The sequence below is a fragment of the Stutzerimonas urumqiensis genome (genome assembly GCF_003640395.1).
GTDB classification, from domain to species: domain Bacteria; phylum Pseudomonadota; class Gammaproteobacteria; order Pseudomonadales; family Pseudomonadaceae; genus Stutzerimonas; species Stutzerimonas urumqiensis.
In genome coordinates, this window is record NZ_RBZQ01000001.1 from 70,830 (window position 1) to 94,380 (window position 23,551).

Sequence of the window (23,551 nt, forward strand, 5' to 3'; positions counted from 1 at the left end):
CGGATCAACGCTGGCGCAGGGTGAGCGTCAGCGTGCCGGCAGGCACCTGATCCAGCAGCCAGCGGCCGTCCGGCAATGGCCCGATGCCCTGAGTCGATGCAGGCTGCCAGCCGCTCGGCAGCGTCAGGGCCAGCCCTTCGATCGACGTGGGGGCGGTCAGCGTCAGGCTGAGCGAATCGCCCTGGCGTCGCACATCGACTGCGATCCGATCCCGCGCCGCCCACCAGGCGCCGTACTGCCCCAGCGTGCCGAACCAGGCGAAGGGCTTGAGGCGCGGCAGGATCTCATCGAGGAAGCGGTACTTGTGGTCGATCTCGTTCGGGTGAATCAGCATCACGTAGCTGGCGCCATAGCGGGCAAGCGATTGGGCCAGGTCGACGGCCTCGTCGACGCGCTGATCCATGATCGGCGGAATCTCATCCTCCACGGCGATCGGAAACTCGTAGATGCCCGTCTCCTGGGCGTACAGCCGCTGCGCATTGGCGCGGAAGGGCAGGTGGGTGGTCAGGTTGCCGGCGGTGGCCGAGCTCGAGAAGCGGTAGCCGGACGCCTGCATCGCTTCCGGCAGGCTCGGCGGCGTCGCCAGATAACCCGGACGGAACGAGGCGACCTGCGCGCGGCTCAGGTGCTCGAGCAGGAAGCGGCTGACCCGCAGCTCACCGAGCACGGTCGCGCCCTGGGTGTCGCCCTGGGCAAGCACGCGCGGCTGGTACTCGGGGTACGCCTCGCGCCCGTCGCCCAGCGGCACCGAGGCGTAGCGGTCGGAGTGGCTCACCGAATGGCTGCCGATCTCCATGCCGGCACCGACCAGCGCGTCGAGCACGTCGAGCGTGCGGTCGTTGAAGAAGCCCTCGTCCTGGAAGTCGCGGTAGTACTTGGTCTGGATGAAGAAGGTCGCCGGCACCTCGTGCCGGACCAGCAGGTCGCGGTAGGCCAGGAGGTTCTCCATCGACTGCACGTAATCGACGTCGAAGGTGACCACGGCGGCCAGGTCCTTGCCGTGCGGCACGGTGCCGAGCGTCACCGCCAGCGGCTCATGCTGCCGGTAGAGCGCTCGCAACCAGCGCAGCCAGACGTCCACCGAGGGCTCGTAGCCGTTGGCGTATGCCCGGTAGCCCTGCTCGTTGCGGTCGTTGTGCGCGCGCAGGATGAAGAAGCCGAGGTCGAACCCCAGCGCATAGGCGCTGCCGCCGCCGGCGGTCGTGCCGCTGACCAGCGCTGGCGAGCCGTCTTCGAAACGCGCCAGCACCCGGTCGGCGCCTTCGTACACCTGGGTGCCGATCCAGCTTTCGGGCTTGTCGGGCTGGCCGAGCAGCACGGTGCGCTCGTGCGGGTGGGCGATCCAGTCCAGGCTCGGTGCCTGCTCGAAGGTAAGGCTGTGATGCGCGCGGGATTCGTTGACCGAGTCGAAGCCGAACAGGTCCTGCAGGCCGCCGCCGAGCACCTGGGTGGCGATCAGCGTGCCGCCCTCTTCGACATGGCGACGCAGCGCCAGCCGGCCGGCGTCGTCCAGCGTCCGCCCGGAGAGCAGCGGGTAGGCGAGTATCACCTGATGGCGCCTGGCCTCGGCGACGTCGCGGGTGAGGGTGAAGGGCACGCCGATGCTCTTGAGGCCGTGGGTCAGGCCGAGCCAGGCGGCGTTTTCGTCGGTCAGCAGGATCGCCAGCCGCGAGGCCTCGCCGTTGGCATACAGCCGCCAGTCCGTAGGCGCCTCCGCGGCGAGGACACTCGGCTCGGCCGGGCCATGCAGCGCATCGAGGCGATCGAAGGTGTTGCGGCCCATGAACGCCATGACGGCAAGGGCGCCCAGCCCGACGGCGAGCAGCGCGAAGCACAGACGTGCCATGAAGGCGGGTTGTTTCCAGAACGGCACGGCAATCTCTTCGAACGCGGAGGGGGACGCCTAGCGTATCCGCAGAAAGCCGATTTTATTGAGCGACTCGGCGCCAGGCATCGCCAACGCTGTGCGCTCAGCGGCCAGCAGGACGCCCCGTGCTAGATGCCGAACGAGGCTTGCAGATCGCGCACGCCGAGGCTGAACAGCGGCGTCCGGCCATGCAGGTAGCCGAGCGGACCGGTGGCGGCGAACTCCCAGTTGGCCCGGCCGGTGACGACGCGCCCCCGGCCCCGGCATCGGGTGCGTTGCAGGCCGCACGGGCCAGGCTGGATCACGAAGCCGCTGGCGGAGGGCTGGCCCGGCAGGCGCATGGTCGGGTCGAAGCGGACCGAGGCGACCGCGCGGCCGTCGGCGTTCAGGCGGCCTCTGAAACCGCGTTCTTCATCGCCGGGTTCGAGCTCAAATTCGCCGAGCGCCTTCGGGATGGACCACAGCTGCCGGCCGCCCGCCACCGAGCGGGGCTCGTCGACCCAGATCTGCGTGACGGTGCCGGCGGGGGCGAGCATGCCGTGGCCGCGCACCGCCACGGCTACGGCAAGCTCGTTGTAGGCCAGCGTCCCGCCCGGCAGGTACGCTGCCCACGCCGTGAATACCAGCGCGTTGTCCGCCAGGGTGGCGTACGCCAGCCCGGTCGGTGCCGGCGGCAGGTCGCGCGTGGGCACACGCCAGGCAGACACGCAGGCGCTGCCGGTCAGGTGCCAGGGCGCTTCGGGAAAGGCGGAGGGTTCGTCGGTATCCATGCAGAGACAGACGCCGCCAACGCCCGGCGGTTCCGGGCGCCTGGCGCCGTCCGACGGCTAGCGTGCCGCGTCGTCGGACCCTGCCTTGCCGACCGCCGCGGCCCACTCCAGCGCACCTACCGAACTGTGTGCGGCGTTGGTGCCGTGGTTGGCGCCCGGATACAGGCGGAACTCGCTGTACAGCCCGGGCGCCTGTTGGGGCTGGAGGCGGGCGACCAGGTCGCGCGCGTGGCCCACCATCCGCCGTTCGGCCATGTGGCGTCGGCGCCCGTCGGTGAGCGGATCGTCCGGCCGCGGTTGCTCGGCGCCGCCGGCCGTCACCAGCAGGCGCGCGCCGATCGGATGCGCCGCCAGGCGGCGTTCGAAGTCGGTCAGCGTGCGGTCGACGTAGCCCTTGTACCACCAGATCGACGGGCTGGCGGCCACGTAGCCCTGGAACGCCTCGGGTCGATTCATCAGCGTGTAGAGCGTGAACAGCCCACCGTAGGAATGGCCGAACAGCGTCTGCCGCTCAGGGTTGACCGGATAGCGCGCGGCGATCGTCGGCTTGAGTTCGGTCTCGATGAAGGCCAGGAAGCGCTCGGCACCGCCAGAGGGCGGCGGCTCGCGCCCGGGCAGGCGCTGGCGATCCTCGGCCTTGGGCGTGTAATCCTCGGCGCGAGCGTTGAAGTGATACAGCGCTTCGCCGGGATAGCCGATGCCCACCACCAGGACCGAGTCGCGCAGCTTGGGGTCGGGACGGGCTTCCAGCGCCTGCGCCTGGATGGCGAGGGCGGGGAACAGGGCGTTGCCGTCGAGCACGTACAGAACCGGATAGCCGCCGGGCGGTGGCGGCTCCTGCGGCTCGGAAACGAAGATGCGGTAGTCGCGGCCGGTGTGCCGGGAATGCAGGTCGCGGTGTTCGGTGTGGGGCAGCACCACGGGCGCCCACTGCGCGTCGCGGCGCGTCATGTCCGACGCCGAGCAGCCGCTCAGCGCGATCAGCAGCGAGGCGAGCAGGGCTTTCGTGTCGAGGGCTTTCTTGCTGCGGGTCATATCGGTCCCTCTGGTGAAGAGGCGGGTGCGTCCGGCAATGGGCCTTCCTGCCAGTCGATCTGCAAGGCTTCCTCGCCGGAGAAGCGCAGCAGATGGTCGTCGAGTACGTAGCGCAGGCGGGCTTCCGCTTCGCCGGCGTCGGCCTCGCAGTCGATCAGCAGGCGATCGGGCAGCGCATACATCCGGCACCGACCGAAGGCGAAGTCGACGTGGGCGCGGTGTTCGTCGACCTGCACCTGGGTCTTGTGGCCGAAATGCTTGCACAGGCGCGTCATGTTGCGTGACGCGCGAGGCGTCGGCACGCAGGCGTGGAACAGGGGCATGACGGTCTCCAGGATGGCGAAGCCGCCGGCGTCACGGAGACGGTCGGTGGCTCGAAGGGTGGGATCAGAATTCGTAGCGGGCGCCGACCATGACGTTGCGCGACGGGCCGTAGAAGTTGAAGGTGCCGACGCTGCCGACCCGCGAGTAGTACGTGCGATCAAGCAGGTTGTTGACGTCGAGCGTGGCGGTGAGCTGATCGCTGACCGGGTAGGACAGCTTGGCGTCGACCACGGCGTAGCCGGGCGCACTGAGCGTGACGTTGCTGCGGGTGATCGAGAAGTCGCTCATCGCCGTCACGCCTGCACCGATGCCCAGGCCGCGCAGGGCGCCGCTTGGCAGCGTGTATTTGCTCCACAGCGAGGCCTGGTGACGCGGCATGAGGGTGAACAGGCTGTTCTCGTCGCCGGACAGGTTTTCGGTCTTCATGTAGGTGTAGCCGGCCAGCAGCTCCCATTCGGGGGTGACGTAGCCGCTGATCTCCAGCTCGCCGCCGCGGATACGGGTCTTGCCGGCGGCCTCGTAGGCGCCGCTGATCGGGATGCCGAATGCGTCGATGGCGGTAGTCGCACGGTTTTCATCGGTCAGCTGGAAGGCGGTGACGCGGGCGTTGAGGTCGCCGCCGTAGTAGCTGCCCTTGACGCCGATTTCGTATTGCTCGCCTTCGCGCGGGTCGATGATGCGGTTATCGACGCCGGCTTCGGTCTGTGGCTTGAAGACCCGCGAATAGCTGGCGTAGAGCGAGTGCTGCTCGTCCAGGTCGTACACCAGGCCGCCGTAGGGCGTGACGTAGCCGGACTCGGTGACATCGCCGGCGGCGCTGTTCTCGCCTTCGTAGGTGCTCACGCGGGCGCCGCCGATCAGCGCCAGCCGCTCGATCGGGCGGAAGGTCAGCTTGGCGTACAGGCCGGCCTCGCGTTCCTCGGTTTCCACCGGCGTGCCGAAGGTGATGCTTGGCTTGGCGGAGTCCGTAGGGTCGTAGGTGCCGACGTCGATCGAGCGGATCACGGTGCCGCGGGCGTCGGCGTATTCGGTGTCGTAGCGCTTGTAGTCCGTGCCGATCACGAATTCGCTGACCTGGCCGAGCAGTTCGAACGGCTGGCTGTAGTTGGCGTCGACGGCGAGGGTGTCCTGCTCGAGATCGCGGGCGGTGTAGGCCAGGCTGGTCGCGCCGGTGGTGGCGTTGCGGCCGGTGAAGGCATACAGGTAATCGGTCGAACGCTTGGAACCGCGCACCGCCACCCGGCCGTAGCCGCCGTTGTCGAAGCGGTGGGTCAGCTCGGCGACGGCATCGGTGGTGCGCCCGTCGAAGTCGCCCCAGTCGGCGCCCAGGTAGGTCGGGCGGCTGAAGTCTTCGAGGCGGCCATCGATCGAGGCCGGGTAGCCGTTGTGCGGGACGATGTCCTTGGTCTGGTGGATCAGCCCGAACGACATGGCGGTGGCGTCGGAGAGGTCGATGTCCAGCGCGCCGTAGAAGCTCTCGCTGGTGTTGGCGTTGTAGTCGACCTCGCCGTTGGTGTCGGCGCGGGAGATCACCGTGCGGCCGCGGATGCGGCCCTGTTCGTCGAGCGGGCCGGAGAGGTCGGCTTCCAGGTAGCTGGTGTCCCAGCTGCCGTAGCGGCCGGTCAGGCTGCCCTGGAATTCCTGCGTCGGGCGCTTGCGCACCATGTTGACGATGCCGCCCATTTCGCTGGTGCTGTTGAACAGCCCGGACGGCCCGCGCATGACTTCGACGCGGTCGAACGGCGACAGCGACGGCAGCGTGCCGTTGATGCTGGCCATCGGCGCGGGCAGGCCGTCGATGTTGAATTCGTCGTACTCGTAGCCGCGGGCATAGATGGAGGAGCGGCCGCTGTCGTTGGTCAGGGTGCGCAGGCCGGTGGAGTACTTGGCAAGGTCGTCGAGGTTCACGAACTGGCGATCGCGGATGTAATCGCTGGTGTAGACGCTGATCGACTGCGGAATGTCGCGCAGCTCGGCCGGGGTCTTGGTGCCGACGGTCGCGGCCGGCACGGTATAGCCGCCGAGCGCTTCGGAGGACGGCATGTCGTACAGGCGGTTGCCCTCGACGGTGATGCTCTCCAGTTCGATCGGCTCGGCCGGCGTCGTCACGCCCTGCGCCAGCGCGCTGAGCGGGAAGGGCGCGAGCAGGCCGACGAGCAGCAGGCGTCCTGAACGGTGCGAGAAGCGATTGGGGCGATTGATTCGGTCCATGCGGCAGCTCCTGTCGCGGGCGGGACAGGTTGGCGGCTGTCCACGTCTGCACAAATGATAACGATTTGCATCAAATGATGACGGCGCGTAGTCTGCCAGCGCAGCGACGGCCGGACCTTTGCGCAATCGAACATTTGCTTTGCGCCCGCGTCGCTTCTCCCGGGGGAGCAGCCATGCACCAGCCAGATCACGTCATCCGTCGCGCCGAATTGCCCGCACCGAGCCAGCCGAACCTACGTCTGCCAAGGCCCGACGACGACCGCCTGCTGTTCGGTCGGGTCAACTGGCTGCAGCTGCGCGACGGGTTGTCGCTGCACTGTTCCGACTGCGAGGAACTGCAGGACTTCGTCACCGAGAACGTGGTCGGCCCGCGTCTGTCTTTCGTGCTCTTCCTCGATGGGCAGAGCGAGGTGAGCTACGACGGCCTCTCGCTCACGCTGGGCCATCCCGCGCGCCGGCGCAGCCCCGAGGGCGTTGCCCTGGCCATGAACGAGCCGGTGCTGTTTCGACGTCATGCGCGGCGGGGCCAGCACATCCGCAAGCTGGTGGTGAGCCTGACGCCCGAGTGGTTCGACCGCTGCGATGGGGGCGCTGGCGGCGGGGCGGTGCGGCAGTTCATGCAGAGCCATCTGGCGCCACGCGTGTGGAAGCCTTCGGCGCGGCTGTTGACGCTTGCCGAGCAGATGCTCAATCCGCCGGACTACGACCCGCTGCTCGAGCGCTTGTACCTGGAGAGCCGCGCCCTCGACATCGCCTGCGAGGCGCTGGGCAGCCTGGGCGATGCGCCCACCGAATCGACCGCGGGCCTGCGGCCGCACGAGCAGCAGCGGGTCCGGCGACTGACCGATCTGCTCGACAGCGGCGCGGCGGATGGCTGGACGCTCGAGTGCATCGCGCGGGAGATGGGCGTCAATGCCAATACGTTGCAGCGCCAGTTCCGGGCCGTGCGCGGCACGACGGTATTCGAGTACCTGCGCGCACGGCGGCTGACCCAGGCGCGCCAGGCGCTGGAGCGCGACGGTGCGAGCGTCACCGAAGCCGCCTGGCTGGCCGGCTACAACAGCCCGGCCAACTTCGCCACGGCGTTCAAGCGGCAGTTCGGCATCAGTCCGCGACAGATCAGGGCGCGCCTCTGATCCACCGGGCAAGGCACAGCGCGCCTGCCGCGCAGCCATGAGTCCGTAAACCGTGGCGATCAGGCATGCCAGGCGCCGTGCTCGGTGGCGGCTGGAGGCGGCCAAGCCACGCCTGCTAACATCGCGCCCTTATTGCATCGCGCCGCGCCTGGCGCCCACCTTTCGCCAGAGAGACCCATGACGACCGTCCGCACCCGCATCGCACCCTCGCCTACGGGCGACCCGCACGTCGGCACCGCCTACATCGCCTTGTTCAATCTGTGCTTCGCGCGCCAGCACGGCGGCCAGTTCATCCTGCGCATCGAAGACACCGACCAGCTGCGTTCCACTCGCGAATCCGAACAGCAGATCTACGACGCGCTGCGCTGGCTCGGCATCGAATGGGATGAAGGTCCGGACGTCGGTGGCCCGCACGGCCCGTACCGGCAGAGCGAGCGCGGCGACATCTATAAGCGCTACTCGGACGAGCTGGTGAGCAAGGGGCGTGCGTTTCCCTGCTTCTGTTCCGCCGAGCGGCTCGACCAGGTGCGCGCCGAGCAGCAGGCCCGCAAGGAAACGCCGCGCTACGACGGCCACTGCATGCACATCCCGGCCGAGCAGGCGCAGGCCCGGATCGCCGCGGGCGAGTCCCATGTGATACGCATGAAGGTGCCGACCGAGGGCACCTGTGTCGTGCCGGACATGCTGCGCGGAGACGTGGAAATCCCGTGGGACCGCATGGACATGCAGGTGCTGATGAAGGCCGATGGACTGCCGACCTACTTCCTCGCCAACGTGGTCGACGACCACCTGATGGGCATCACCCATGTGCTGCGCGGCGAGGAATGGCTGCCCTCGGCGCCGAAGCTGATCAAGCTCTACGAGTACTTCGGCTGGGAGCAACCGGCGCTGTGCTACATGCCGCTGCTGCGTAACCCCGACAAGAGCAAGCTGTCCAAGCGCAAGAACCCCACCTCGGTGACCTTCTACGAGCGCATGGGCTTCCTGCCCGAGGCGATGCTGAACTACCTCGGCCGCATGGGCTGGTCGATGCCGGACGAGCGCGAGAAGTTCACATTGCAGGAGATGATCGAGCACTTCGACATCAACCGCGTCTCGCTCGGCGGGCCGATCTTCGACATCGAGAAGCTGTCCTGGCTGAACGGCCAGTGGATCCGCGAGCTGTCGGTCGAGCGGTTCGCCGCCGAGGTGCAGAAGTGGGCGCTCAACCCCGAGTACCTGATGAGGATCGCGCCGCACGTGCAGGGTCGGGTCGAGACGTTCAGCCAGATCGCGCCGCTGGCCGGCTTCTTCTTCTCGGGTGCGCTGAAACTCGACCCGACGCTGTTCGAGCATAAAAAGCTGAGCCCTGAGCAGGTACGCCAGGTGCTTCAGTTGGTGCTCTGGAAGCTGGAAGCCTTGCGGAAGTGGGAAAAGGACCGCATCACCGACTGCATCCAGGCGGTGGCCGAGTACCTCGAGCTCAAGCTGCGTGACGTCATGCCGCTGATGTTTGCGGCGATCACGGGGCAGGCGAGTTCGGTGTCGGTACTCGACGCGATGGAAATCCTCGGCCCGGATCTGTCTCGCTTCCGCTTGCGGCAGGCGCTGGAGCTGCTCGGCGGCACGTCGAAGAAAGAAGCCAAGGACTGGGAGAAGCAGCTGGCGGCGATTCGCTGATTCGTCCGGACCGGTGTCGCGACAGGTCCGACGAAAGGCCGGCAAGAGGCGCTAAACGCTTGGCGTGACAGGAGAAAATTTTGTTGACACGCCTAGGGGGCCTCCCTAATATGCGCCCCGTCCTTGAGATGGGGCTATAGCTCAGCTGGGAGAGCGCTTGCATGGCATGCAAGAGGTCGACGGTTCGATCCCGTCTAGCTCCACCAAATCTCGCGTTTTGCCGCCGGTTGCCGTAAAGCGATCGACCTGAAGGGTTTGCGTCCCCTTCGTCTAGTGGCCTAGGACACCGCCCTTTCACGGCGGTAACAGGGGTTCGAGTCCCCTAGGGGACGCCACTATTCCAGCGCAGCATGTTCGTGTTGCTCGTCGAGAGACGCTAAATCCGGGGCTATAGCTCAGCTGGGAGAGCGCTTGCATGGCATGCAAGAGGTCGACGGTTCGATCCCGTCTAGCTCCACCAATCCACGACAGGTCGGCAATGCCGTCCTTGTTCTTCGAAGGTTTCGTCCCCTTCGTCTAGTGGCCTAGGACACCGCCCTTTCACGGCGGTAACAGGGGTTCGAGTCCCCTAGGGGACGCCAGTTTTTTTGCCCGTTTTGGGCGTTGAAGGGTCGCTTCTCCGGAAGTGGCCCTTTTGTTTTATGGGCGGTCGAAAAGGTGTCGCGGCCGGCGGAAACTTCTTCGCCATGAATGGTCTGGTATATCTGCGCCAGTAATGCGTGACCTGCGGGCCAGGCGCACCTTCCGATTGCGACAGTGAACAACCGAGGACGCACCATGAGCTGGGACCGCGAGCAACCCTTCGTCATCGACATCGAAGTCACCGCCGAGCACATCGATGGCCTGGGGCATGCCAACAATGCGGTCTATGTCACCTGGCTCGAGCGTTGCGCCTGGGAGCATTCGCAGAGCCTGGGTCTAGGGCTGGACGACTACCGGCGACTCGATCGGGCGATGGCCGTACTGCGTCACGAGATCGACTACCTGGCCAGCGCGTATGCCGGCGACCGGTTGCGCATGGGGACCTGGATCGTCGAGTCCGATCAGCGCCTGAAGATGAACCGGGCCTTCCAGTTGGTGCGTGAGGCGGACGGGGCGACGCTCGTGCGGGCCATGACTACCTTCGTCTGCATCGAGCTTTCGAGCGGCCGGCCGAAACGCATGCCGCCCGAATTCATCGACGGCTACGGCAAGGCGCTGGTGCAGCCGTATCCGCTGGAGCTGTAGGCGGTCAGCCGCCGATCGGAGGCTCGATTTCAGCGTCGCGACGCTCCTTGGCATCCTCGCGCCAGTCATCCTGTACTTCTTCTTCCATCTTGCGGTCCATGTTCGTCGAGCCATCCTTGCCAGCCGTTCCGGCATCCATGTGGTTCTCGTGCATGGCGCTGCCGGGGGTTTCCTCGACGTCGTAGGTGCCGCTGTCTTCGTTGGCCATCGCAGTGGTGGCAAACAGCGCGGCGGCGAGGGCAAGGGGGAGCGGGGTTTTCATCGGCGTTCTCCTTCTTCGGTTGAATGAAGGCATACTTCGCTTCCCTTTTTCCGACCTGTGCGGTGGGGGATTGTTCGTTTTTCATCCGGTCGGTGAGTATGGCGCCGCGCAAGATCATCCACGTCGACTGCGACTGCTTCTTCGCCGCAATCGAGATGCGCGATGACCCGTCGCTGGCGAGCCGGCCAATCGCGGTGGGCGGCTCGGCGGATCGGCGCGGGGTCATTTCCACCTGCAACTATGAAGCGCGCGCTTATGGCATTCGCTCGGCCATGGCGTCGGCGCAGGCGCTGCGCCTGTGCCCGGACCTGCTGATCCTGCGACCCCGCATGGACGCCTATCGCGAGGCCTCGCAGGAAATCCGCGCGATCTTTCGCACCTATACCGACCGCATCGAGCCGCTGTCGCTGGACGAGGCGTACCTGGATGTCAGTGGCTGCGAGCACTTCGCCGGCAGCGCCACGCGGATCGCGCAGGACATTCGTCGACGCGTCTGGCAACAGGTGCGCATCACGGTTTCCGCCGGTGTGGCACCGAACAAGTTTCTCGCCAAGATCGCGTCGGACTGGCGCAAGCCGGACGGGCTCTTCGTCATCACGCCGGACCAGGTCGACGCCTTCGTCGAGGATCTGCCGGTCGACCGCCTGCATGGCGTCGGACGCGTCACCGCTCAGCGGCTCAAGCGACTGGGCATCGACCGTTGTGCCGATCTGAGGGCGTGGGATCGGCTGGCACTGGTTCGCGAGTTCGGTGCGTTCGGCGAGCGGTTGTGGAACCTGGCGCGGGGTATCGACGAACGACCGGTGCAGAGCGACAGCCGACGCCAGTCGGCCAGCGTCGAGCATACGTTCGAGCGCGACCTGCCGGACCTGGCGTCCTGCCTGGCGCAGCTGCCGATGCTGCTCGACGAGCTGGCCGGGCGCATGGCGCGGCTCGATTCGCGCTACCGGGCCGACAAGCCCTTCGTCAAGGTGAAGTTCCACGACTTCACCCAGACCACGCTGGAGCAGACCGGCGTCGGCCGCAGCCGCGAGGACTACGCCGCGTTGCTCACTTCGGCCTACGCCCGCGGCAACAAGCCGGTGCGCCTGCTGGGGGTAGGCGTGCGACTGATCGACCGCCGGTCCGGTTTCGAGCAACTCCACCTCTTCTGATCCCTGGCGGCACGCCTCTTGCTCCCTTGCCTATGCGTGCCGGTAGCCGACGGATGGCTGGCGATCCAGTTCAAGCCCGCGGTGCCTGGGGACGATAACGACACCAAGGAGGCGTCGTTTTTCAGGCACTTACCGCACGCGACAATTTTTAGACAGCTCGGTTTCGTGTTGTTAGAGTTGCCCCTACTTAAATAGTGGCTAATTAATATCAGCGGTGGCACTCGCCACGGTGACAGATCGCGCGCTCGGCGCCGGGAGTTTCGGTGGGTTGGTTCAAGACTAAACGGGCAAAGCCGCTTGGACAGCTGGGCGTGGAAGCGTGCTCTCAGGGTGTCTCGCTGGCACAGGTGCAGCGACAGCCTGCCGGCCTGCCGCGGCTGCTGTGCTGCGACCATCGCGACGGCCGCCTGGCCGATGCGCTGAAAGAACTCGTCCAGGCCCATCGCCTGGAGGGCTTGAGCGTCAATTTTCTGTTGCAACCTGCCGACTACCAGATCTTCCTGCTCGAAGCGCCCGATATTCCAACCGAGGAGCTGGCCGATGCCATGCGCTGGCGCGTCAAGGACGTGATCAGCCAGCCGCTCGAGGAGATGGTGATCGACAGCTTCGCGCTGCCGGTCGATGCCTACCGCGGTCGGACGCGCATGGCCTATTGCGTGGTGCTGCCGAAAGCGCGGATGGCCGCCATCGCCACCGCCGTGGCAGACGCGGGGCTGGTGCTGGCCAGCATCGACATTCCCGAGATGGCGTTCCGCAACCTCGGCCTGCTGGCCGGCGCCGACGGCATCAACATCGCGCTGCTGCAACTGAGCGCCAGCGACGGCCTGATCTGCGTGCAGAACGGCCCGGACATCTACATGGCGCGGCGCATCGAGCAAGGGGTGCGGGCCGGCCAGGACATCGGCGGCGTCGCGTTGGAAATCCAGCGCTCGCTCGACTACTTCGAAAGCCAGCTGGGCAAGGGCTACATCAACCGCATGTTCCTGCTGCCCACCGAAAGCGATGCCGAGGGCACGCACCAGGCCCTGGCCAGCGGCATGGCGATCAACCTGCTGCGACTCGATCTCGGCGAGCTGTTCGACGAACATTCCGAAGCCGACCTGCCGCCGGCGCTTCAGGCTCGCTGCCTCGGCGCGGTCGGCGCGGCGCTCCGGGAGGCGGCGCGGTGATGCAGAACATCAACCTCTACCAGCCGGGCGACAAGCGCCGTGCCGACGGCCCCCGGCCGACGCAGATGCTCGTCGGGCTGCTCGCCCTGGGGCTGGTCATGGCGAGCCATGCCGCCTGGCTCGGCTGGCAATGGCGGGTGGCTGACTCCGCCGCCGCGCAGGCCGAGACGCAGGCGCAGGCCGCCGAACAGACACTTGCCTCGCTGCGTGCCGGCTATCAGGAGCCTCGGCTCGACCCGGCGCTGGTGCAGCGCACCAGCGATCAGCAGGCCGAAAACGGCGAGCTCGCACGACTTTCCGGCTACCTCGATTCGCTCGATGCCCAGCGCTCGCTGGGGTTCGTGCCGCTGCTCGCGGGTCTGGCCGAACGACACCCGCCGACGGGACTCTGGCTGACGCGCATCCGCCTCGATGACGGCGGCGCCGAGCTGGCCCTTCAAGGCCTCGCACAAAAGCAGGACCTGTTGCCCGCCTACCTTCACAGCCTGGGGCGCAGCGCGTCGCTGAGCGGCCGCACCTTCGGTCACTTCGACATCGAGCGCGTGCCGGGCGACCTGTTGCAGTTCCGGCTGGCTTCGCGTGCCGCGCAGGAAAACGACGATGAATGAGCTGATCCGACGCTGGCATGGCATGGCCGCGCGCGAGCGCTGGCTGACTTACGGGGTCGGGCTCGCCGTGCTCGGCATGCTCTATGTGACCCTGCTGGCCGACCCGCTGAGCAGCCGTATCGCGACCCGGGAGAGCGCCCGGCTTGCCGCGCAGACCCGTCTGCTGGAGGCCGACTCGGCGCTGGCCGACATGCAGGCGCGGCTGGCGGCCGACCCCAACCGCGCGCAGCGTGAAGCGCTGGACGCCGCACTCGCCGGCCGCGACGCCTTGCTCGCGCGCATCGACACGCACACCCGCGCGCTGGTCTCGCCGGCGCAGATGAAGTCGCTCCTGCAAGCGCTGTTGCAGGCCGAGCCCGGCCTCACACTGGTTGGCCTGGACAGCTTCAGCGAACCCCTCAGCCTGCCGGGTGCCACGTCCGCGGCGCCGAGCGAGGCATCCAAGGCAGTGCCGGTGGTGCTTTACCGCCACGGCCTGCGGCTGACCCTCGAGGGTGGCTATTTCGATCTGATCGGCTACCTCGATGCGGTGCGCCAGAGCGGCTGGCGGCTGCACTGGGATCGGCTGGACTACCAGGTCGGCGAAGACGGGCATGCCCGCGCGCGGATCGTTCTCGAATTGCACACGCTCAGCCGTGACGCGGGGTGGGTCGGTGTCTAACGCACGTCACTTGCCCATCGCGCTCCTGCTGGGCGTCCTCGCCATGCCGGCGCTGGCGCTCGACCCCACGCGCCCGCCCGTCGCGCTGCAACCCAGCGCGCCGCAGGATGCCGTGCAGGCAGCCGCCCCGCTGCGCCTGCAAGCCATTTTCCATACCCAAGCCGCCGCCAGCGCCGTGATCAACGGCCAGACCCTACGGGTCGGCGATCGGCTGGGCGACGTGCGCGTGCTGGCGATCGACGCCAGCGGCGTGCTGATCGAGCGCCAGGGCCGGCGCGAACACCTGGCCCTGGCCGCTCCCATCCTCACTCCGAGTCGAATCGCCCCATGACGCATTTCCTTCCCTCGCGCCTTGGCCTGCTGGGCCTCGTCGTTCTGCTCGGCGCCTGCCAGACGTTCGAGGACGGCGACCGGCGTCTCTATCGCCAGGGCAACCAGCTGCTCGAAGACAGCCTCGAGCGGAACCGCACCAAGACCGCGCCGCCGCCGAGCATCCAGGCGGCGCTGATGCCGCCGCTGGCGATCGCCGCCGGCGAGACCCGGCCGAGCGGGCCGCGTTTCGATGTGGCGGTCAATGACATGCCGGCGCGCGACTTCTTCCTCAGCCTGATGAACAGCGCTGGCGAGAACCTGCTCGTCCACCCGGACGTGACCGGCACCATTTCCTTCAGCCTGCGTAACGTCACGCTCGAAGAAGTGCTGGCGGCGGTGCGCGACAGCTACGGCTACGACTATCGCCGCACCAGCTACGGCTACCAGATCCAGCCGAACACCGCCGTCACCCGCACCTACAACCTCGACTACCTGAACGTGCAGCGCGAAGGGGCGACCGAGACCCGCGTCAGCTCCGGGCAGGTCACCACCAGCGAAGACACCGGCAGCGACGCCACCGGCACCACCACCAGCACCACGGCCAGCACCGTGCCCGCCAGCCTGCTGGTGACCACCAGCAGCGTGGATTTCTGGAACGAAGTGCGCGAAGTGATCGCCATGATCATCGGCGGGGAAGGGGACAACAGCGTCGTGGTCAATCCGCAGAGCGGCTTGCTGGTGGTGCGCGCCAATAGCCGCGACCAGCAGAACGTCGCCGACTTCCTCGCGCGCGCCCAGCGCAACCTTCAGCGCCAGGTCATTCTCGAAACGAAGATCCTGGAAGTGACGCTGTCCGAAGGCTTCCAGTCGGGCATCAACTGGGCGCAGCTCGCCTCGATGGGCAACGCCGACATTTCCCTCGGTGTCAGCGGCGACACCCTCGACGGGCCGCAGGGCGCCGGCGGCGTGTTCAGCGCGGCGGTCAGCGTCGGCGACTTCAGCGGCGTGCTGCAATTGCTGGAAACCCAGGGCCAGGTGCGCGTGCTGTCCAGCCCGCGGGTCTCGACGCTGAACAACCAGAAGGCGGTGATCAAGGTCGGTACGGATGAGTACTTCGTGACCGACGTGTCGACCACCACCACCTCGTTGGTCGGCGGCACCACCGCGCCGGACCTGGACGTGACGCTGACGCCGTTCTTCTCGGGCATCTCGCTCGACGTCACCCCGCAGATCGACGAGTACGAGCAGGTCACCCTGCACGTGCGCCCGACGGTGAGCCGCGTCGAAGACCAGAACAAGATCATCGAGCTGGGTGGCGAGGACAACGCCTTCAACCTGCCGCTGGCGCTGTCGACCACTCGCCAGTCCGACTCCATCGTGCGCGCGCGCAGCGGCCAGGTCGTGGTGATCGGCGGCCTGCTGGAGAACAGCAGCACCAACAACGACGCCAACGTACCCTGGGCCTCGAAGCTGCCCGTGGTCGGCAACCTGTTCCAGCAGCAGCGCAAGGCCGTCCGGCAATCCGAGCTGGTCATCCTGATGCGGCCGGAAGTGGTCAGCGACCAGGCGTGGCTGGATGACCTGCGCCGCAGTGCCGAATCCTTCCGGGAGCTGCGCTGAGGTGTACGAAGCCTTCTTCGGCCTGCGCGAAAAACCCTTCGCGCTGACGCCCAACACCGGCTTCATGGTCGAGCTCGCGCCTTACCAGGCGTGCCTCAACCTGCTGCGCGTGGCGTTGGCCGAGGGCGAGGGCTTCGTCAAGATCACCGGCGAAGTGGGCACCGGCAAGACGCTGCTGTGTCGCGCGCTGCTCAATGAACTGGCGGCCGAACGCTACCAGGTGGCCTGGCTGCCGGACCCGGCGCTCAGCCCGAGCGCCCTGCGCCAGGCGCTGGCACACGAACTCGGGATCACCGACGCCCAGTGGCTGGACGACCAGGGCGTGCAGGCCGCGCTGCAGCAGCGTCTGGTCCAGATCGCCGGCAGCGGCCGCAGCACCGTCGTGCTGATCGACGAGGCGCAGGCCCTGTCGCGCAACACGCTCGAAGGGCTGCGCCTGCTCACCAACCTCGAAACCGAGCGCAGCAAGCTGTTGCAGGTGGTGCTGTTCGGCCAGCCCGAGCTCGACGCGCTGCTGCACCGGCATGACCTGCGCCAGCTGCGCCAGCGCATCACCTTTTCCTACCGGCTGCGCCCGCTGGATGCGGCCGACACGGCGCGCTACCTGGCACGACGCATGGCGTGCGCGGGCTTTGCCGGCGAGGCGCCCTTCACGCCCGCCGCGGTGCGCCAGCTCACCCGCGGTAGCGGCGGCATTCCGCGACTGATCAACGTGCTCGCCCACAAGGCGCTGATGGCGGCCTTCGGCGAAGGCGCGCAGCGCATCGAGGCCACCCATGTGCGCCGTGCGTTGGCCGATACCGAAGGCGCCCAGCCCTTTTTCCAACCGTCCCGGCGCCTCGGCTGGCTGTTCGCGGCGTGCCTCGCCGGCGCCGCCATCGGCGCCTGGCCCTGGGTCGAACGCCTCTCGACGGTGCTGACATGAGCCTGGTCAACGACATGCTGCGTGATCTCGAAGCGCGCCGCGATTCGGCGGGCGACGCCGCGCCCTTCGCCGGCCTGCGGGCCGCCGACGAGCAGGCCAGCCAGCGCCGGGCACGCCTCGCAGTCGGGCGCAAGGCCCTGATGATGGCGGTGGCGGCCGTGATCGTCGGCGTTCCGGTCGGGCTGTGGTTGCAGCCCGCGCCCATCCCGGAGGCGGCCCCGGTAGCGGTCGCGGAGTCGGTTGCCGCGCCGGCAGCGACCAGTGCATCACCGGCGACAACCGAGGCGCCCATCGTCGAGGCAACCGACATCGTCACGCCGGCCGAGCCCTCGACGGCGCGGCTACTGGCCGTGCTGCCGCAGAACGATGGCCAGCGGTTCGCGCTGCAACTGCTGATCGACCAGCCGGTGAGCTACCAGCGGAGCGACGGCGACGCCCGTGTGACCTTCCGCCTGAACGAGGTAACGCTGGCCGGCGAGGCGATGCAGGGCCAGGTCGAGCGCGAGGGGGTGCAGCTCCGCTGGCAGATCGAGCCGCTGGGCGAGCAGGTCCGGCTGGTGCTTGAAGGGGAGGGCTTGCAGGTCCAGGATCGCCTCGAAGCGGCCGGCGACCGCTGGCAGCTCTGGATCGAGGTGCCGCTGGTGGCGCGAGCGGACGAAGAACCGCTCGATGTGGCGCACTTGCCGGTGGCCGAGTCCGTCGACGAACCCGCCCTGCCAGCCTGGGCGACGCGCGAGGCACCGACCGAGGCGTCGACTTCAACCCCCGAGCAGGCCATCGAACCCGAGGTGGACGCCGAACCCGTTACCGAACGTGGCCCGGCGGACATCCACATCGTCGCCCACCAGCCCGATGCGCTCGCCCGTGCCCGCCAGGCACTGGCGGCGCAGGACTATCCGCGCGCGATCGCCGAGCTGACCGCGTTGCGTGACAGCCAGCCGGACAACCCCGAGGCCGCGCGCTGGCTGGCACGCGCCCACCTGGCGGACGGTCGCGTTGGCGAGCTGCTGACCTGGTTGCCGGCGGCGCTCGCCAGGCGGCCGCATGACCTCGAGCTGCGCGCGCTGCTCGCTCGCGGCCAGCTGCAGGCCGGCGATGCGCAAGGCGCCGTGGCCACCTTGCGCGAACGCGCGCCGCAGGCGTCCGAAGCGCCGGACTACCTCGCCTTGCAGGCGGCCATCCACCAGCAGCTCGGCGAATGGGCCGAGAGCGCCGCGCTGTACCAGCGATTGGTCAGCCTGCGTCCCGGCGAGCCCGTATGGCGACTGGGCCTGGCGATCGCGCTGGAACAGCTCGATCGCCCTGGCGAAGCCGCCTCTCATTACCGCCTCGCCCTACGCGGGCAAGGCCTGGACGGCAGCACCCGGCGCTATGCCGAGGATCGCCTTGCCGCGCTCGCTGCCGTTTCCGGAGAAATGCCATGACTTCGCTCGACCTCCGCCAGCGCAAGGTGCGCATCGGCGACCTGCTGATCCAGGCCGGCCTCATCACCGACACGCAGCTGCAACTGGCGCTGCAAGAGCAGAAGCGCACCGGCTCCAAGCTCGGCCGCACGGTCGTCGATCTCGGCTTCATCGACGAAGGCCGCCTGCTCAAGGCGCTGTCCGAGCAATTGCAGATCCCGTTCATCGAGCTCAAGCATTACAAGCTCGACAACAACCTGACCCAGAGCCTGCCCGAGGCCGTGGCGCGGCGCTTCCGGGTCATCATCCTGTCGCGGCAAGGCGACGGCTTGCTGGTTGGCATGACCGACCCCCTCGACCTGTTCGCCCAGGACGAGATGGAGCGCCTGCTCAAGAAGCGCATTCACCCGGCGGTGGTGCGCGAGAGCGAGCTGCTGGCGATGCTCGACCAGGTCTATCGGCGCACCAGCCAGATCGCCTCGATCGCCGGCGAGCTGGATGGCGAGCTGCAGGAAAGCGACTTCGACCTCTCGCGCCTCGGCGCCGACAGCAACACCGACGCGCCCGTGGTGCGCCTGCTCCAGACCCTGTTCGAAGACGCCGTGCAGATGAAGGCCTCGGACATCCACATCGAGCCGGACGAGGGGCTGGTGCGCATTCGCCAGCGGATCGACGGTGTGCTCAACGAGCAGGTGATGAAGGAGCATCGCATCGCCTCGGCGCTGGTCATGCGCCTGAAGATCATGTCCGGCCTCGACATCTCCGAGAAGCGCCTGCCGCAGGATGGCCGCTTCAACATTCGCGTGCGCAACCGCAACATCGACGTGCGCGTCTCGACCATGCCCGTGCAGTTCGGCGAGTCGGTGGTCATGCGTCTGCTCGACCAGAGCGGGGCCATGTTCAACCTCGAAGGCACCGGCATGCCGCCGGCCATCCTCGAGCGCTTCCGGCGCCTGTTGCAGCGCCCGCACGGCATGGTGCTGGTCACCGGGCCCACCGGCTCGGGCAAGACCACCACGCTGTACGCCGGCCTCACCGAGCTCAACAGCCCGGAGAAAAAGATCATCACCGTGGAAGACCCGGTGGAATACCGCCTGCCGCGCATCAACCAGGTGCAGGTCAACGCCAAGATCGAACTGACCTTCGCCCGCGTGCTGCGCGCCGCCCTGCGTCAGGACCCGGACATCGTGCTGGTCGGTGAGATCCGCGACCAGGAGACCGCCGAGATCGGGCTGCGCGCCGCGCTCACCGGCCACCTGGTGCTCTCGACGCTGCACACCAACGACGCGCTGACTTCGGCCATGCGCCTGATCGACATGGGCGTCGAACCGTTCCTCGTTGCGACCGCACTGAACGCCGTGCTGGCCCAGCGGCTGGTGCGGCGCGTGTGCGAAAGCTGCATGGAGGAACACGAAGCCGACCCCCGCCAGCTCGTCTGGCTGGAAGGGCTGCACCGGGGCTCATTGACGGGGCGCCACTTCAAGCGCGGCGTTGGCTGCCATCACTGCCATAACAGCGGCTACAGCGGCCGGGTCGGCGTTTACGAACTGCTGGAACTGGACGAGCCGATGATCGCCGCGCTGCGCCGGGGCGACCCGCAGGGTTTCGCCGAAGCCGCTCGCCAGCAGCCGCACTACCGCCCCCTGGCCGCCTGTGCACTCGACTACGCATTGGCGGGCGTGACCAGCATCGAAGAAGTGCTGCGGGTCACCGCGACCCTCGCCGAAGACGAGGTGACGGCGTGACCGCACGCAGCCTGGGTCTGCACGCAGCGGGGAGCTTATCCACCGCAGCGGCACCTATTCGCCGGCAAGCCGGCTCCTACAGGTGTGGTTCGCTCGCCGACGGGTTTGGATCGACCACCTCCGCCCGCATCCATCCCCGGCAGCCGGAGGCGCATCGCTGATGCCGACCTTCCACTACACCGGCCGCGACCGCAGCGGGGCGAAGGTCACGGGTACGCTCGAGCACACCAGCGCCGATGCCGCCGCCAGCGACCTGCTGGCCCGGCAGATCACGCCCCTGACGATCGACGTGCTCGCCGAGCGGGTGCAGGTCGACGTCATGGCGCTCGCACGCGAGAAGCTGCGGCGCAAGCGGGTCGACCTCGACGAGCTGATCATTTTCTGCCGGCAGATGTTCAGCCTGAGCAAGGCCGGCGTGCCGATCATCCGTGCCATCGGCGGTCTGGCCGAGTCGCACCGCAACCTGTTTTTTCGCGAGGTTTTGCAGGCGGTACGTGCCGACCTCGAGAGCGGCCAGTCGATGGCGGTCGCCCTATATGCGCACCCGAAGGTCTTCAACAGCCTGTTCGTCAGCATGGTCAGCGTCGGCGAGAACACCGGCCAGCTCGACCAGGCGTTCAAGCAACTGTCGACCTACCTGGAGCTGGAGCGCGAGACCCGCAAGCGCATCAAGCAGGCCACGCGCTATCCGATCTTCGTGATGGTGGCGATGGGCGTGGCGTTGGCGGTGATCAACCTGTTCGTAATCCCCGCCTTCTCCAAGGTCTTCGCCCAGTTTCACGCGCAGTTGCCCTGGGCGACCCGCGTGCTGATCGGCACGTCCGACTTCTTCCGCGACTGGTGGTGGCTGCTCGGCATCGGGCTGGCTGGCGGTCTGTACGGGTTCTTCCGCTGGATCGAGACCGAGCCCGGCGCGCTGCGCTGGGACCGCATCAAGCTGCGCCTGCCCATCGTCGGCCCGATTTTCGAGCGCATCGCGCTGGCCCGCTTCACCCGCACCTTCGCGATGATGTACCGGGCCGGCGTGCCCTTGTTGCAGACCCTCTCGATCAACAGCGCCAGCGTCGGCAACCGCTATATCGGTCAGGCGATCCTCGGCATGCGCGAAGGCATCGAGCGCGGCGAAGCCCTGACGCGTACCGCCTCGGCGAGCGGCCTGTTCACGCCGCTGGTGCTGCAAATGATGGCCGTGGGCGAAGAGACCGGTGCGCTGGACGACCTCTTCGTCGAGGTCGCGGACTTCTACGAGCAGGAGGTCGACTATGACCTCAAGCAACTGGCCGATGCCATCGAGCCGATCCTCATCGTGGCGATGGGCGTGATGGTGCTGGTGCTGGCGTTGGGCGTGTTCCTGCCGATGTGGGAACTGGCGTCGGCCGCGCGAGGCGGTGCATGACGACCGCCCTCGACGTCCACCGCGCCCAGGCGCTCGCCGTCCCGGTTGGCAGACTGCTTGCAGTGATCGCCTTGCTGGCCGTGGGGCTGCCAATCGGTTGGCGCGTGTTGCAGGTCAGCGAGGCGCGCGCGATGGAGGCGACCCGCGAAAACCTGTCGCTTGGGCTCGCCGCCCGAGCGGCCGAGCAAGTGGCCGCGGCGGGGCGCATCGGCTCCGGCTGGCTGGACGCCGATCCGTTCAGCCAACTGCGCTGGCGGCAGGAGAACTACTGCGGCGAGCTGGCCGACGGCCGACTCGCCCGACGGGGCTGCTGGCATTACCTGCCGCAGCGGAACTGGGTGCTCTACCGCAGCCGCTTCAGCGGCCTCGCGGAGACGGACGGAGGCCTTCACGCCTTCGTCCTGCAACCGGTGCCCGACCAGGCAACGACAGGCAAGCGAAGCCGGGGCGGATTCGTAAGCCTGGAATTGAAACCCGTCCCGGCCAGGGAACTGGCAGCGTGGATGACCCCAACCGAGGAGCAAGCGACACGATGAAAAAACAGAACGGATTCACCCTGATCGAGCTGGTGGTGGTCATCGCCATCCTCGGCATCCTGGCGGCGGTGGCGCTGCCGCGGTTCATGAATGCCACGAAGGAGGCTCACGAAGCCGCCGTCGCCGGCACGGCCGGTGCGCTGGGCTCGGCTGTGGCGCTGGTGCGGGCGCAGTGGGAAGTCAACCGCGCCAAGAGCGGCACCAGCCCGAACACGAACATCACCGGCTTCGGTAACAACACCGTCGACGTCAACGCCGCCGGCTGGCCCGTGAATACCGAAGGCACCGACCTGCATTGCACCAACGTTTGGAACAGCGTGCTGCAGGGCTCCATCCCGACGATTACCGGTACGGACCGCGACTACGTGCCGACCAAGAACGCGGCCAACACGATCTGCACCTTTACCTATCAGCGTGACGGCGGCGACGACGTCATCACGTACGACAGCACCACCGGCCAAGTGGCCTACACCTTCAACTAATGCGTTCCGGAGAATGCAAATGAAAAAGCAGCAAAGTGGTTTCACCCTGATCGAGCTGATCATGGTCATCGTGATTCTGGGGATTCTGGCGGCGTTTGCGTTGCCGAAGTTCGCCGACCTCAGCGGCGATGCGCGGCTTTCGGCCATGCAGGGCGCGCTTGGGTCTGTGAAGTCGGCGTCCTCAATCGCCCACTCGTATGCGCTAGCGAAAAGCTCGACGGGGAACATCACGCTCGAAGGCACCGAGATCACCATGGTGAACAAGTACCCGGCTCCGACCGCAGCGGGTATTGGTGCCGCCGCTCAGTTGAGCACGAGTGACTTCGCCTTCGACACGGACACTGCCGACACCCTTATCGTGCAAGCTAAAAATAAGCCGGCGTGCTCGTTCAGCTACAAAATGGCATCGGGCGACACGGCCCCGACCGTTACTTCAACGGCCCTCACCTCGACCAACTGCAATTAATGTTGGCTTGAGCCACGTAGGGGGGGTGGTCCCGACACGGTTGTCCGGCGGGTTTCACCCACCCTACGTTCGCTTGGCAATGGCAGTAGTCCAAGGAGCCATCCGGTGACCATCCAACGCGGCTTCACCCTCGTCGAGCTGGTGATGACCCTCGTCATCATCGGCATCCTCGCCGCTGTGGTGGGGCCGCGGTTTTTCGATCGGCGGGTGTTCGATGAACGCCTGTTTTTCGAAGAGACGGTGTCCGCGGTGCGTTATGCGCAAAAGCTGGCGCTCGCCAGCGGCTGCCTGACCCAGGTCAGCCTCGACGCCGGCGGCTACCGCCTGCGCCGGGCGGCCAGTTGTACTTCCGGCGCTTATAGCGCCGATGTGCAGGGGCCGGATGGCCAGATTCCCTTCGCCAACGCCGTGCCCGCCGGGGTCACGGTGTCGGCGCCCAATTTCCCCGTGGTGTTCGACTCGCTCGGACGCCCCTCGGCCGCGGCGAACGCCACGGTCGGTACCTTTTCCATGCAGGTGAACGGCGGCACCGGGTTGGTGGAGGTGTCGCCATGAGGCAGCGCGGCACCGTTGCCGCGTCGCT

General features: G+C 67.4%; 23 protein-coding genes and 4 tRNA genes. 21 read left to right on the forward strand and 6 right to left on the reverse strand.

Annotation, left to right across the window (positions count from 1 at the left end; translation table 11 throughout):
- Positions 1-4: 4 nt before the first annotated feature.
- From D7325_RS00350 to D7325_RS00370, 5 genes are all read right to left on the reverse strand, one after another.
- Entirely contained in the window at positions 5-1,873 is a 1,869-nt protein-coding gene (locus tag D7325_RS00350; protein WP_162987974.1) for a polysaccharide deacetylase family protein, read from the reverse strand.
- A gap of 122 nt (positions 1,874-1,995) precedes the next feature.
- Positions 1,996-2,637, reverse strand: coding sequence for an acetoacetate decarboxylase family protein (locus D7325_RS00355; protein ID WP_120993032.1), 642 nt, complete (start codon positions 2,635-2,637; stop codon positions 1,996-1,998).
- Between the two features lie 57 nt (positions 2,638-2,694).
- A complete protein-coding gene (locus D7325_RS00360; RefSeq protein ID WP_245961978.1) occupies positions 2,695-3,672 on the reverse strand; it encodes an alpha/beta hydrolase in 978 nt (325 codons plus the stop codon).
- Entirely contained in the window at positions 3,669-3,995 is a 327-nt protein-coding gene (locus tag D7325_RS00365; RefSeq protein ID WP_120993033.1) for a DUF2218 domain-containing protein, read from the reverse strand. Before D7325_RS00365 ends, D7325_RS00360 begins: the two co-directional genes overlap by 4 nt.
- Before the next feature lie 64 nt (positions 3,996-4,059).
- Complete coding sequence (locus D7325_RS00370; protein WP_120993034.1) at positions 4,060-6,207, reverse strand: TonB-dependent siderophore receptor; 2,148 nt, start codon at positions 6,205-6,207, stop codon at positions 4,060-4,062.
- Between the two features lie 173 nt (positions 6,208-6,380).
- On the opposite strand from D7325_RS00370, the gene D7325_RS00375 reads away from it, so the two are divergent.
- From D7325_RS00375 to D7325_RS00405, 7 genes are all read left to right on the forward strand, one after another.
- The gene (locus D7325_RS00375) at positions 6,381-7,343 is read left to right on the forward strand and encodes a helix-turn-helix transcriptional regulator (protein ID WP_120993035.1); all 963 of its coding nucleotides are present in this window, start codon (positions 6,381-6,383) and stop codon (positions 7,341-7,343) included.
- Between the two features lie 177 nt (positions 7,344-7,520).
- The gene (gene gltX / locus D7325_RS00380) at positions 7,521-9,002 is read left to right on the forward strand and encodes a glutamate--tRNA ligase (protein WP_120993036.1); all 1,482 of its coding nucleotides are present in this window, start codon (positions 7,521-7,523) and stop codon (positions 9,000-9,002) included.
- Between the two features lie 130 nt (positions 9,003-9,132).
- Positions 9,133-9,208 (forward strand) — tRNA-Ala (locus tag D7325_RS00385).
- 53 nt (positions 9,209-9,261) lie between these two features.
- Positions 9,262-9,337 (forward strand) — tRNA-Glu (locus tag D7325_RS00390).
- 49 nt (positions 9,338-9,386) lie between these two features.
- Positions 9,387-9,462, forward strand: a tRNA-Ala gene (locus D7325_RS00395).
- A gap of 45 nt (positions 9,463-9,507) precedes the next feature.
- Positions 9,508-9,583 (forward strand) — tRNA-Glu (locus D7325_RS00400).
- Between the two features lie 196 nt (positions 9,584-9,779).
- Positions 9,780-10,229 (forward strand): acyl-CoA thioesterase, encoded by a 450-nt coding sequence (locus tag D7325_RS00405; protein WP_120993037.1) that lies wholly within the window; start codon positions 9,780-9,782, stop codon positions 10,227-10,229.
- A 4-nt stretch (positions 10,230-10,233) separates the two neighbouring features.
- Here the strand turns inward: D7325_RS00405 and D7325_RS00410 are convergent, their stop codons facing one another.
- Entirely contained in the window at positions 10,234-10,491 is a 258-nt protein-coding gene (locus tag D7325_RS00410) for a hypothetical protein (protein ID WP_120993038.1), read from the reverse strand.
- Positions 10,492-10,589: 98 nt separating this feature from the next.
- Between D7325_RS00410 and dinB the strand changes: the two genes are divergently transcribed.
- The 14 genes from dinB to D7325_RS00480 all read left to right on the forward strand — a co-directional run bounded on the left by dinB (position 10,590) and on the right by D7325_RS00480 (position 23,523).
- Entirely contained in the window at positions 10,590-11,645 is a 1,056-nt protein-coding gene (gene dinB, locus D7325_RS00415; protein WP_120993039.1) for a DNA polymerase IV, read from the forward strand.
- A gap of 311 nt (positions 11,646-11,956) precedes the next feature.
- A complete protein-coding gene (locus D7325_RS00420) occupies positions 11,957-12,814 on the forward strand; it encodes a type IV pilus biogenesis protein PilM (protein ID WP_245961979.1) in 858 nt (285 codons plus the stop codon).
- Complete coding sequence (locus tag D7325_RS00425; protein WP_120993041.1) at positions 12,814-13,422, forward strand: PilN domain-containing protein; 609 nt, start codon at positions 12,814-12,816, stop codon at positions 13,420-13,422. The genes D7325_RS00420 and D7325_RS00425 overlap by 1 nt, the downstream gene beginning before the upstream one ends.
- Positions 13,415-14,083 (forward strand): type II secretion system protein GspM, encoded by a 669-nt coding sequence (gene gspM / locus D7325_RS00430; RefSeq protein ID WP_120993042.1) that lies wholly within the window; start codon positions 13,415-13,417, stop codon positions 14,081-14,083. The genes D7325_RS00425 and gspM overlap by 8 nt, the downstream gene beginning before the upstream one ends.
- A 10-nt stretch (positions 14,084-14,093) precedes the next feature.
- Positions 14,094-14,414, forward strand: a complete 321-nt coding sequence (locus D7325_RS00435; RefSeq protein WP_245961980.1) for a Type II secretory pathway component — start codon at positions 14,094-14,096, stop codon at positions 14,412-14,414.
- The gene (mshL, locus tag D7325_RS00440) at positions 14,411-16,015 is read left to right on the forward strand and encodes a pilus (MSHA type) biogenesis protein MshL (protein WP_120993043.1); all 1,605 of its coding nucleotides are present in this window, start codon (positions 14,411-14,413) and stop codon (positions 16,013-16,015) included. Before D7325_RS00435 ends, mshL begins: the two co-directional genes overlap by 4 nt.
- A gap of 1 nt (position 16,016) precedes the next feature.
- Positions 16,017-16,940: an ExeA family protein gene (locus D7325_RS00445; protein ID WP_120993044.1), complete on the forward strand. Its 924-nt coding sequence runs from the start codon at positions 16,017-16,019 to the stop codon at positions 16,938-16,940.
- Positions 16,937-18,364, forward strand: a complete 1,428-nt coding sequence (locus D7325_RS00450) for a tetratricopeptide repeat protein (RefSeq protein ID WP_120993045.1) — start codon at positions 16,937-16,939, stop codon at positions 18,362-18,364. Before D7325_RS00445 ends, D7325_RS00450 begins: the two co-directional genes overlap by 4 nt.
- A complete protein-coding gene (locus tag D7325_RS00455) occupies positions 18,361-20,088 on the forward strand; it encodes a GspE/PulE family protein (protein WP_120993046.1) in 1,728 nt (575 codons plus the stop codon). The genes D7325_RS00450 and D7325_RS00455 overlap by 4 nt, the downstream gene beginning before the upstream one ends.
- Before the next feature lie 160 nt (positions 20,089-20,248).
- Complete coding sequence (locus tag D7325_RS00460) at positions 20,249-21,484, forward strand: type II secretion system F family protein (protein ID WP_120993047.1); 1,236 nt, start codon at positions 20,249-20,251, stop codon at positions 21,482-21,484.
- Positions 21,481-22,020 carry a hypothetical protein gene (locus tag D7325_RS00465; protein ID WP_120993048.1) on the forward strand — a complete coding sequence of 180 codons (540 nt, stop codon included), beginning with the start codon at positions 21,481-21,483 and terminating at the stop codon, positions 22,018-22,020. Before D7325_RS00460 ends, D7325_RS00465 begins: the two co-directional genes overlap by 4 nt.
- Positions 22,017-22,502: a type II secretion system protein gene (locus D7325_RS19335; RefSeq protein ID WP_120993049.1), complete on the forward strand. Its 486-nt coding sequence runs from the start codon at positions 22,017-22,019 to the stop codon at positions 22,500-22,502. The genes D7325_RS00465 and D7325_RS19335 overlap by 4 nt, the downstream gene beginning before the upstream one ends.
- Before the next feature lie 19 nt (positions 22,503-22,521).
- Positions 22,522-22,968, forward strand: coding sequence for a pilin (locus D7325_RS00475; RefSeq protein WP_120993050.1), 447 nt, complete (start codon positions 22,522-22,524; stop codon positions 22,966-22,968).
- Between the two features lie 105 nt (positions 22,969-23,073).
- Positions 23,074-23,523, forward strand: coding sequence for a type II secretion system protein (locus D7325_RS00480; protein WP_120993051.1), 450 nt, complete (start codon positions 23,074-23,076; stop codon positions 23,521-23,523).
- The last annotated feature ends 28 nt before the right edge of the window (positions 23,524-23,551 follow it).